General features: G+C 62.5%; 10 protein-coding genes. 6 read left to right on the forward strand and 4 right to left on the reverse strand.

Annotated features, from left to right (window positions below):
• Positions 1–16 precede the first annotated feature (16 nt).
• Positions 17–1,216: an ROK family transcriptional regulator gene (locus tag ACRTG1_RS15600; RefSeq protein WP_113155083.1), complete on the reverse strand. Its 1,200-nt coding sequence runs from the start codon at positions 1,214–1,216 to the stop codon at positions 17–19.
• 152 nt (positions 1,217–1,368) lie between these two features.
• On the opposite strand from ACRTG1_RS15600, the gene ACRTG1_RS15605 reads away from it, so the two are divergent.
• The 6 genes from ACRTG1_RS15605 (at position 1,369) to ACRTG1_RS15630 (ending at position 8,022) form a co-directional block, all read left to right on the forward strand.
• Positions 1,369–2,628, forward strand: coding sequence for an extracellular solute-binding protein (locus tag ACRTG1_RS15605; RefSeq protein WP_432516538.1), 1,260 nt, complete (start codon positions 1,369–1,371; stop codon positions 2,626–2,628).
• Between the two features lie 160 nt (positions 2,629–2,788).
• Complete coding sequence (locus ACRTG1_RS15610) at positions 2,789–3,682, forward strand: carbohydrate ABC transporter permease (RefSeq protein ID WP_113155082.1); 894 nt, start codon at positions 2,789–2,791, stop codon at positions 3,680–3,682.
• Between the two features lie 79 nt (positions 3,683–3,761).
• On the forward strand, positions 3,762–4,565 hold the full coding sequence (locus ACRTG1_RS15615; RefSeq protein ID WP_371685977.1) for a carbohydrate ABC transporter permease: 804 nt from the start codon (positions 3,762–3,764) through the stop codon (positions 4,563–4,565).
• A gap of 7 nt (positions 4,566–4,572) precedes the next feature.
• Complete coding sequence (gene argH, locus ACRTG1_RS15620) at positions 4,573–6,060, forward strand: argininosuccinate lyase (RefSeq protein ID WP_432516539.1); 1,488 nt, start codon at positions 4,573–4,575, stop codon at positions 6,058–6,060.
• A 4-nt stretch (positions 6,061–6,064) separates the two neighbouring features.
• The gene (locus ACRTG1_RS15625; RefSeq protein WP_113155079.1) at positions 6,065–7,123 is read left to right on the forward strand and encodes an ABC transporter ATP-binding protein; all 1,059 of its coding nucleotides are present in this window, start codon (positions 6,065–6,067) and stop codon (positions 7,121–7,123) included.
• The gene (locus ACRTG1_RS15630; protein WP_432516540.1) at positions 7,120–8,022 is read left to right on the forward strand and encodes a carbohydrate kinase family protein; all 903 of its coding nucleotides are present in this window, start codon (positions 7,120–7,122) and stop codon (positions 8,020–8,022) included. Before ACRTG1_RS15625 ends, ACRTG1_RS15630 begins: the two co-directional genes overlap by 4 nt.
• An 18-nt stretch (positions 8,023–8,040) precedes the next feature.
• Here ACRTG1_RS15630 and ACRTG1_RS15635 read toward each other — a convergent pair whose 3' ends face one another.
• Genes ACRTG1_RS15635 through doeA form a run of 3 tightly spaced genes read right to left on the reverse strand, consistent with a single transcriptional unit; the run spans position 8,041 to position 11,104 of the window.
• The gene (locus tag ACRTG1_RS15635; protein WP_113155077.1) at positions 8,041–8,733 is read right to left on the reverse strand and encodes a GntR family transcriptional regulator; all 693 of its coding nucleotides are present in this window, start codon (positions 8,731–8,733) and stop codon (positions 8,041–8,043) included.
• Positions 8,734–8,752: 19 nt separating this feature from the next.
• Complete coding sequence (gene argE, locus ACRTG1_RS15640; RefSeq protein ID WP_297560804.1) at positions 8,753–9,916, reverse strand: acetylornithine deacetylase; 1,164 nt, start codon at positions 9,914–9,916, stop codon at positions 8,753–8,755.
• A 3-nt stretch (positions 9,917–9,919) separates the two neighbouring features.
• A complete protein-coding gene (doeA, locus tag ACRTG1_RS15645) occupies positions 9,920–11,104 on the reverse strand; it encodes an ectoine hydrolase DoeA (RefSeq protein WP_432516541.1) in 1,185 nt (394 codons plus the stop codon).
• Positions 11,105–11,112 lie beyond the last annotated feature (8 nt).

An 11,112-nucleotide genomic window follows, 5' to 3' on the forward strand; every position in this document is an offset into this window, starting at 1 on the left:
AACCTCCCGGAAATTATCAAGTCTTCGCGGCAATGCGCGGGGTAATGGTGTCGTGGATGACGAGGGCTGCCCCGCCAAGGGCGGCCGTCAGGCGGCCGCATGCGCCGCGCTGCACACGCGGAGAAACGCGCCCCTCACGGGCCGCAACCGAGCCGCCGGGCAGATGCAGCGCGCCGATCAGGTGATCGAGCACTTCGTCGGGCATCGCCCCGCCGAGAATGACGGTTTCCGGATCGAACAGGTTCTCGATCATGCCGATGGCCTGCGAGAGCGGGCCGGCCGCCTCGCCGATCCACTCCATCAGATGCGGATTGCCTGCTTCATAAAGCTTCTCGATGTCGGTCGCGCTGTCGATCTCGACGCCGGCACAGGCCAGTTTGGAGCGCACGGAAATGCGGCTCGCATAGGTTTCCAGACAGCCCTTGTTGCCGCAGGCGCACTGGCGTCCACCCGGCGTCACGATCACATGACCGATCTCGCCCGCATTGCCGAATGCGCCGCGCTGCACCTCGCCATCATTGACGACGCCAAGGCCGAGACCCGCGCCGAAATAGATGAAGCAGAAAGTCCTGAGCCCCGATGCAACGCCGCGCACGCGCTCGGCAACGGCTGCGGCGGTGGCGTCGTTCTCGACCACGACCGCCATGTCGAGCGCATCCTCAAACAGCGCGACGGGGTCCGTCTCCTCCCAGCCATGCAGGGCTGTCTGACCGGCGCCGGAAATGCCGACCTTTCCGAACGGGCCCGGCATGACGACACCAGCGCCCAGAATGTCCTGCTTTTCCGCATTCCGGCCATGGAGCGCCACCGTCCTGATGCGCCGGGCCACATCTGCAACCGTCTTCGGATCGTTCTTCGGCAGGGCTTCGCGCGTCGTGAAAAGCGTCTCGCCGGCAAGGTTCACCAGCGCGCCGAACATGGCATCCGGCCGCACCTCGATGCCGAGCGCCGCCGCGCCATCACCGTTCAGCCGGTATTGGAGGACCGGAAGCCCCCGACCCGCCGACTGGCGACCGGCCTCGACGATGAAACCGTCCTCCTCCAGCTCCGCGATGATGTTGCTCACCGCCTGCGTGGAAAGTCCCGAAATGCGCGCGATCTCGGCGCGCCCGATGGGCTGGCGCTCACGCACATGCCCAAGCACCACCTGTCGATTGTGCAGACGGGTGCGTTCAGCGTTCGATCCGACGATGCGGCGTGGGTGGACAATCTTCATACAGGCTTATTAATTCAACTTACTTGAACATTCAACTTGATTGAGTTAATCGTTAACGAATGAGCCGGCTGTCATTACCGGATGGCCGATCTGAGGGTGAATGCCGAAACCAGCCGGAAAGAGGCGGCTGGCGGTCAAAGGGAGCGAGTAAAATGAAATTGCACGGGTTACGGACTTACATCCTGGGTGCTGCGACGGCAGCGCTTACGGCTGCGGCCACCAGCGCTTCGGCTGTCGAGATCGAATACTGGCAGTACTTCTTCGACGCCCGCGTCAAGGCGATGGACCAGCTGATCGAGAATTTCGAGGCGGCCAATCCCGACATCACCGTCAAGATGACGCATTTCCCCTATGACAGCTATCGCACCAAGGTTGCCGCCGCGATTCCGGCCGGCCAGGGTCCGGACGTTGTGCAGCTGTTCTATGGCTGGCTGAACGACTATGTCGAGGCAGAGCTGATCCAGCCGCTGCCGGCCGACACCTTCCCGCCGGAGAAGATCGAGGAAGAGTTCTTCCCCATGGTCAAGGCGATGCGGATGGGCGACAGCTACTGGGCGCTGCCCACGGCCGTGCGTTCGCTGGCGCTCTTCTACAATGAGCGCATGTTCGATGAGGCCGGTATCGAGAACCCGCCCACCAATCTCGACGAGTTCGTCGAGGCGGCAAAGAAGCTGACCAAGAAGGACGGCGCCGGAAACCTTACCGCCGTCGGCATCACCACCGGCATGACCGCGCAGGACCATCACTGGATCCGTGAAGTGCTCATCCGCCAGTTCGGCGGCGAGCCCTATCTCGATGATTACAAGAAGGTGAACTACGAAAACGAAGCCGGTCTCAAGGCTTTCGGCTTCTACAACGACCTGCAGGCCAAACACGGCGTCACCAAGGCCGCGTTCATGGACGAGCCGCAGGCAGCCTTCAAGGCGGGCCGCGCCGGCATGCACATCGACGGTTCCTTCCGCATCGGCGCGCTGGAAAACGTGCGCGGCCTCAAATGGGGCGTGGCGGAGCTGCCGGCCGGTCCTGACGGCACCAAGTCGAACTATTCCTCCTACTGGGTGAACGCCATCACCTCCAAGGCGGAAGGCGAGAAGTTCGATGCGGCGGTCAAGTTCATGGAATACCTCACCTCCGACGAAGCCATGCAGATCTGGCTTGAGACCGTTGGCGAGCTTCCGGCCAAGCCCTCTGCCGCAATGACCGACGAGAATGTCAACCACCCCGTCTACGGCCCCTTCATCAAGGGTCTCGAATACGCAAAGACCACGGTCTTCGCCAATGAGAGCGCCCAGCGCCAGACGATGGTGGACATGATGCAGCGCATCGAGCTGCAGGGTCAGGCGCTTGAAGAGAGCGTCTCCCAGGCCGCCGGGGAAGAGCAGAAAATCCTCGACGAGTATTACAACAAATAAGGCCTGTCGGGCGTCCGGACCATGTTCGGGCGCCCTTTCAGCGTTTTCTGCTACCGGGTGAACACATCCGGCTTCGCATCGACGCATCGACAGACAGACAGGGTGGTTTCGCGGGCTTCGGCACGGGCGAAGACACTCTGGCGCCGACCGGGACGGGGCCATGCGCTTTTACAAAAACCTATCCATACCGCAGAAGCAGATCGTCTGGGCCTGGGCTTTCCTCGCCCTCCCCGTTCTCTTCTACGTCGTCATCCGTTTCTATCCGACGGCCAACGCCTTCGTTCTTTCCTTCCAGGAATGGAACCTGCTTGGCGACCGCAAATACGTCGGACTGGAAAATTACACAAAGCTGTTCAGCGATCCGGTCTTCTGGAAAGTGTTCAAGAACACCTTCATGTATCTGATCCTCGGCACACCGATCAGCCTCGTCCTGTCCTTCATCATTGCCTATCACCTCGACAAGGTGCGGTTCATGCACGGCACGATCCGCGCACTGTACTTCCTGCCCTTCATGACAAGCGCGGTGGCGATGGCCTGGGTCTGGCGCTGGTTCTACCAGCCGGTTCCCATCGGCGTGTTCAACAATTTCCTGGCCAGCCTCGGCTTTGCACAGATCGAATTCCTGAGCTCCACCACCAACGCCCTGCCTTCGGTGCTCGCACCGGCCGTATGGGCGGGTCTGGGCTTTCAGGTCATCATCTTCATGGCCGGCCTGCGCGCCATTCCACAGAGCTATTACGAGGCAGCCCGCATCGATGGCGTCTCCACCTGGACGGTGCTGACGGAAATCACCATTCCGCTCCTGAAGCCCACCATCGTGTTCCTGGTCGTCTTCTCCTCGATCGGCTTCCTGCGGATCTTCGATCAGGTGTTCAACATGACCACCAACAATCCGGGCGGTCCGCTGAACTCCACCAAGCCACTGGTGCTCCTGATCTACGACACCGCTTTCAACGGCTTCAACATGGGCTACGCAGCCGCGCAGACCGTTGTTCTCTTCACCATTCTGCTGGTCGTCAGCCTGATCCAGCTTCGTCTCCTGAAGGATAGCTGACATGGCCAGTCAGGACATTGCAGTCAAAGCGTCCACGGACGCGCTCTTCTCCGGCTCCTCGCGCAATTCACGGCGCAATATGGGCCAGTTCATCCGCTGGGTGCTCTTGTTCGGCGGCGGCATCCTCATGGTCATGCCGATCGTGTTCATGATCTCGACCTCGCTGAAATTTCCCTTCGAGGTCTACAATCTGAACCTGATCCCCGAAGAGCCGACAATCGAGAACTACACCTATGTTCTCGAAGACGGACGCTTCTACGGCTGGTTCATCAACTCGCTGGTCATTGCCATCCTCACCACCGTGTCGGCCGTCTTCTTCGACGCGCTGGTTGGCTACGCGCTCTGCAAGTTCAAGTTCCCCGGCCGCTATCTCGTCTTCATCGCCATCCTGTCGACGCTGATGATCCCGACCGAGATGCTGGTCATCCCGTGGTATCTCATGAGCAAGAGTTTTGGCTGGCTCGACACCTATTGGGGCATCATGTTCCCGGGCGTCATGACCGCCTTCGGCACCTTCCTCATGAAGCAGTTCTTCGAGACCGTTCCCGACGATTTCCTGGAGGCTGCGCGCATCGACGGGCTGAACGAATTCCAGATCTGGTGGCAGGTGGCCATGCCGCTCGTGCGCCCCGCCCTTGCCGCCCTGGCGATTTTCGTCTTCCTCGGCAACTGGACCGCCTTCATCTGGCCGCTGATCGTCACCAACTCTGCCGAGATGTACACGCTGCCGGTCGGCCTCTCAAGCTTCGGCGACGAGGTGGACGTGGCCTGGGAACTGATCATGACGGGCGCCGCCATCTCCACGCTGCCGACGCTGGTCGTCTTCCTGATCTTCCAGCGCTTCATCATCCGTGGCGTCGTCATGGCCGGCCTCAAGGGATAAGTGAACGATGAGTCTCAACGAGAAATTTCCCCATCCCGTCTACAAGGACACGGTGCTTGCGCCCCTCTTTGAAGGCGTGAAGGCCAATTATGTGGGTGCGTTCCGCGCCATCAACCGGGCGCATCTGGTGATGCTCACCGAAACGGGCATCCTGACGCGTGAGGACGCCGCCCGCATCGCCGGCGCGCTCATCGACATCGACGGGACTGTCGATGTCGACGCCCTCACCTATACCGGCGAGGTGGAAGACTATTTCTTCCTCGTCGAGGCCGAGCTGAAGAAGCGGCTTGGACCGGATCTCGCCGGCATGCTGCACACGGCCCGCTCGCGCAACGACATGGACCATACGGTCTTCAAGCTCACATTGAAGGCCCATGCCGACACGCTGATCGAGAAGGCGCAGGCCCTTGCCTCCGCCCTGATCGCCAAGGCTGAAGCCGAGCGCGACACGCTGATCGTTGCCTACACGCACGGCCAGCCGGCACAGCCCTCGACCTTCGGTCACTATCTGTCGGCTGCCGTCGAAGTGCTTCTGCGCGACATCGAGCGCCTTCAGGCGGCCCGCGCCAATATCGACCATTGCCCGATGGGCGCAGCCGCAATCACCACCAGCGGCTTCCCCATTGATCGCGCCCGCATGGCCGATCTGCTGGGCTTCTCCGAGCCGCTGCGCAATTCCTATGGCTGCATCGCCTCGGTCGACTATGTCACCGGCCTCTACAGCGCGATGAAGCTCACCTTCCTGCATCTTGGTCGCCTGATCCAGGACATGCAGTTCTGGTCGGCCTTCGAGGTGGGACAGCTCCATGTGCCCGGCAGCCTCGTGCAGATCTCCTCGATCATGCCGCAGAAGCGCAATCCGGTGCCCATCGAGCACCTGCGCCACCTCGCTTCCATGACCTGCGGTCGGGCCGATGCGGTCGTCAACACGATGCACAACACGCCGTTCACCGACATGAATGACAGTGAGGGCGAGGTTCAGGTGGCCGGCTATGCGGCTTTCCACAGCGGCGCGCGCGTGCTCGACCTTCTGGCAGCCCTGATCAGCGCCGTTTCCATCGATGGCGAGCGCGTGGCCAGAAACATCGACGCCGCCTGCATCACCGTGACGGAACTCGCCGATACGCTGGTGCGCCGCGAGAACCTGTCCTTCCGGCAGGCGCATGAGATCGCAGCCGCCACGGCCCGCGCCGTCATTGCCGCCGGCAAGCCGCTCGGCGAAGGCTTCGAGGCGTTCTCCGAAGCCTTTACGGGCCTGACCGGCCGCGACAGCACGCTCGACCGCGCAGCCTATGGCGAAGCCGTCAGCGCGCGTCATTTCGTGACGGTGCGCGAACGTTTCGGCGGTCCCGCGCCCAAAGCCATGAACGAGGCGCTTGAAACCTACCGCGCCACGCTTGCCAGCCTTTCAGAACAACAGGCCGCGGCCCTTGCCCGCGCTGCCAATGCCGGGGCCGCGCTCGACGCCGCCTTTGGCGCACTCTTGCAGGAGTAGACCCTTGGCCACACTCAACCTTCGCAAACTCGTCAAAACCTATGGCAAGGTCGAGGTGCTGCACGGCATCGACCTCGATGTGGCGGATGGCGAATTCGTCGTCTTCGTCGGCCCTTCGGGCTGCGGCAAATCCACGACGCTGCGCATGATCGCCGGCCTCGAAGAGGTTACCGGCGGCGAGATCCACATTGGCGACCGCCTGGTCAACAATCTGGAGCCCAAGGACCGCGATATCGCGATGGTGTTCCAGAACTACGCCATCTATCCGCACATGTCCGTGCGCAAGAATATCGGTTTCGGCCTGCGCACCTCCAAACTCTCGAAAGAGGACAAGGACAGGCGCATTGACGAGGTTGCCGCCATTCTCGGCATGACCGACCTTCTCGAGCGCCGCCCCAACCAGCTCTCCGGTGGTCAGCGGCAGCGCGTCGCCATTGGCCGCGCCATGGTGCGCGATCCTGCCGTCTTCCTGTTTGACGAACCGCTCTCCAACCTTGATGCGCAATTGCGCACGCAGATGCGACTTGAGATCAAGAAGCTGCATCAACGCGTTGGAAACACGATTATTTTCGTGACCCACGACCAGGTTGAAGCCATGACCATGGCTGACCGTATCGTGATCATGAAGGACGGCTATATCCAGCAGGTCGGCACACCGCTGGAGGTCTACCACAAGCCCGCAAACACCTTTGTCGCCCAGTTCATCGGCGCGCCCTCCATGAACATGCTGCCGGGCACCTGGAACGGCAATGGCGTGAAGCTCGGCGACGGTCTCGGCATCGAACTGCCCCACCGCAAGGCCACCGAAGGCGCTGACGTGGTGGTCGGCGTGCGTCCGGACGATCTGGTCGTGACCGGCGACAAGGGCCTCTTCTCCGGCAAGGTCAACATCGTCGAGCCGCTTGGCGCGGACACGCTGGTCTATGTCGGCGTGAATGGCTACGAAGTGATCGCCAAGGCGTCCGGTCGCGAGCCGCCGAAGCCCGGCGAGACTGTCAACCTGACGGCAAGCGCCGGCGAGATGCATCTCTTCGACGCGAAATCCGGGGAGGCCCTGCCGTGACGCGAGCCAAACGCTCGGGCCGCGTTTTGAGTGTGGGCCGACTTTACTGCGACCTTATCTTCACCGAACTGCCGAAGATGCCGACACTCGGCGAAGAGGTGTTCGCCGGCGGCCTGTCGATCAAGCCCGGTGGCGGCGCGTTCATCACCGCAGCCTATGTGGCCGCTCTCGGCCGCCCGGTTTCGCTCGCCTCGGCGCTTCCATCCGGCCCCTTTGCCAGCGCCCTGATGGCCGACCTTGAGGCAAGCGGCGTCGACCTTTCGGCATCGGAGGAAACCCCGGCCAATCTCGATCCGCAAATCACGGTCGCCATGGCGTCGGGCCTGGAACGCGCCTTCCTGACGCGCCGCGCCGGCCCCGCCGTACCCGGGGCTTTCGATGCGGCAGTTGCAAGCGGCGCGTTTGCGCATCTCCACATCGGCGAGCTTGCCACGCTGGTCGAAGCGCCCGACCTCATCGAGAAGGCGCGTTCGGCGGGCCTGTCCATTTCGCTGGACTGCTCCTGGGACGATGCGGTGCTCGCGCGCGACGATCTGGCCGGGCTGATTTCCGCCGTGGACATCTTCCTTCCCAACGAAACGGAGGCAGAGCGGCTTGGCATTCTGAAGGCGGCAACCCCGCCCGCCCCGCTCACAATCGTGAAGCGTGGGCCGGATGGCTCCATCGCCATCACGGCGGAGGAAACCGTTTCCGCACCGACAAAGCCCGTGGATGTAATCGATTCCACCGGTGCGGGCGACGCATTCAACGCCGGCTTCATCGACGCCTGGCTTTCGAAACTGCCGCTAAAACAGTGCCTTGAATCGGGCAATCGATGTGGCGCTGAAGCCGTGATGCGTGTTGGCGGAGCCTCGGACCTGCCAGACCTCAGCGCCCTTGCGCAAGAGGCCGAAGCTTAAGAGAGCCACTCACTGCGCCTAAACCTCGTCGGGCAGCACATCGCCGCGCGCACGCGCCTTGAGCCTTGCATAGCTCATCGCCACATGCGCCCGGCGCACCTGCCCGACCGTTTCCAGCGCCCCGCACGAAACCGCCGTGGCGATGTCTGAGATTTCGCGCAGGAAATAGTCCGTTTCGCTGGCAAGCGCTTCTTCATGGCGCTCAAGACCGGCCACCGTCTTCAGCCAAAAGCGCGTGGTCTGGTAGTAGAGCCGTTCTGAAAACTCCCGCAGCGGCTCGTTCTCCGTGAGCGTCATCAGGAGATCCAGAAAATCCATGTTGAGCTGCGCGAAGGTGCGCTGGTCCGGCGCTTTCGCCAGCGCCTCGCAGCGCCGCCGCATGACATCGAAAGCCTCGATGGTCTCCGCGTCCGGCACGATGGGCGAAAGCCGGCCGATCAGTTCGGAAAGCTCCACGCGCAGCCGGTAGACCTGCTCGAGCGAGGCGCTGTCGATATCGGTCACCATTGTGCCAACACCATGCACCGAGCGCACATAGCCTTCGTCTTCAAGCCGCGCCAGAACGCGCCGGATCGGCGTGCGGCTGGTTTCGAATTCCTCCGCGAGGTCTTCTTCACGCAGCCGCATGCCCGGCGGGTAATCCAGAAGACAGATCCGGGAGCGCAGCAGCGCATAGATCCGCTCGAACCGCGCCCGTCCCTCGCCTGTCATCGTTTTTGCTCCATCGTCCTCAGCTCATCCTTTTTCCCAGCCGCTCGAGCATCCCAAGGCACTGGTCGAGTTGTTCGATGGAAACGAACTCGTCCGCCTTGTGGGCCTGCTCGATGGAACCCGGCCCGCAGATGACGGACGAGATGCCCGCCTTCTGGAACAGCCCGGCCTCCGTGCCGAACGCCACCACTTCCGCTTCGGTAAGACCGGTCAGCTCCGAAACGATCTGCCGCGCTTCGGATTCGGTCACCGGCTCCAGCCCGTCCACTTCGCCGATCACGTGGGTCACAATGTCGGCGTCCTCAAACACGGCGCGCATCGCCGGTTTCAGTTCCAGCTCTGCATAGGCGCGAATGCGGTCTTTTACAAAGTCCGCATCCTCGTTGCGCACAGGCCGCATCTCCCATTCCACAGAACAGTGATCGGCAATCACGTTGCGCGCAGCACCACCCGAAATCGTCCCCACCTGAAGCGTCGTCCAGGGCGGGTCAAACCGGTTGCCGAGCGGCGCCCGCGTCTTGAGTTCCTCGGCAATCGCCATCAGGCGCGTGATGTAGCGCACCGCATATTCGACCGCATTGACCCCGCGCTCCGGCCCGGAGGCATGGCCCGCAAGGCCACGGAACTCGGTCGTGTATTCAAAACAGCCCTTGTGCCCCTCGATGATGCGCATCATGGTCGGCTCGCCGATAATGGCGACGGACGGGCGGATTTCGGCCCGTTCCAGCTCCTCCACCAGCGCCCGCGCACCGAAGCACCCCACCTCCTCGTCATAGGTGAAGGCGAAATGCAGCGGCCGTTTCAGGTCGAGCCCGGCGTAGTGCGGGGCCATGGCGAGACAGCAGGCGATAAACCCCTTCATGTCGCATGTGCCGCGCCCATAGAGATTGCCGTCGCCCATGCGCAGCGCAAACGGATCGCCGGTCCACTCCTGCCCGTCCACCGGCACGACATCGGAATGGCCGGAGAGGACGATGCCGCCATCGCCCTCCGGTCCGAGCGTGGCGAACAGGTTCGCCTTGTGCCCGCTTTCATCCAGCGTCACCGAAAGCCGCGCGCCCAATGCGCTCAGCATTTCGCTGGCATAGGCGATCAGTTCCAGATTGCTCTCTGCCGAAATGGTGGGAAACCCCACCAGATCGGCCAGAATGCGGGTCGTGTTATCAAGCCTTTCAGTGCGCATGGATCACGACTTCACGATCAGTTCGCGCGGACGGCGGCACAGCGCCTCGGCCGGACCGTCTTCCGTGATCAGGATGCTCTCGGTGATTTCGAGCCCCCAGTCGGCCATCCACAGGCCCGGCATGAAATGGAAGGTCATGCCGGCTTCCAGCACCGTCTCGTCCTCGCGGCGCAGCGAAATGGTGCGCTCGCCCCAGTCCGGCGGATAGGAAATGCCGATCGGATAACCGCAGCGCCCGTCACGCGTGATGCCGGCCCGCTCCAGCGCGCCATAGAGCGCATCGGCGATCTGGCCTGCGCGGTTGCCCGGTCGTGCGATCTCAAGCCCGGCCTCGATGCCTTCCACCAGCGCCTTTTCCGCATCCAGCATGTGCTGCGGCGGCGTGCCGAGAAACACGGTGCGGCAGAGCGGCGCGTGGTAGCGGCGATAGCAGCCGGCGATCTCGAAGAAGGTCGCATGCCCCTGTTCGAACCGTCGCCCGTCCCAGGTCAGGTGTGGTGCGGCCGCATCGGAGCCCGTCGGCAGAAGCGGCACGATGGCCGGATATTCGCCCCAGTCGTCATCCACGCCGCGAATGGCGTCCGCATAGATCTCGGCCACCAGGTCGTTCTTCTTGAGACCCGGCTCGATGCGTTCGACAATGCCGTCGATCATCTTTTCCGAAATCCGCGCCGCCCGGCGCATGAAGACGATTTCCTCTTCGGATTTCACCGCGCGCTGCCAGTTCACCAGCGCCGTCGCGTCGACGAATCTGGCGTTCGGCAGTTCTTCCTTCAAAACCAGATAGGCCTTGGCGGAGAAGTAATAATTCTCCAGCTCCACGCCGATGCGCTGATTGCCATAGCCGTGAATGCGCAGGATTTCCGCCAGATGCTGCATGGGATGCAACGTGTTGGCCTGCACATAGTGATCCGGATAGCGCAGCACCCTCTCATCATCCATGTAGACGGTGCGCACCGCGCCGTTTCCGTCCATGGCGCGGCCCCACCAGATCGGATCGGCATCCTTGAAGACGATCACGCCCTGATGGACGTAGAACGACCAGCCATCATAGCCTGTGAGCCAGGCCATGTTGGACGGATCTTCCACGAAGAGAACGTCGATACCCTTCGCCTCCATGGCGTTGCGGGTCTTTTCCAGACGCGCGGCATATTCCTGCGCGCTGAAGGGCATTTCGGCTGCTGGCATGGTTCCTC

Origin of the sequence: Nitratireductor sp. PBL-C9 (assembly GCF_050877045.1) — a bacterium.
In the GTDB taxonomy this organism is placed as follows: Bacteria; Pseudomonadota; Alphaproteobacteria; order Rhizobiales; family Rhizobiaceae; genus Nitratireductor; species Nitratireductor aquimarinus.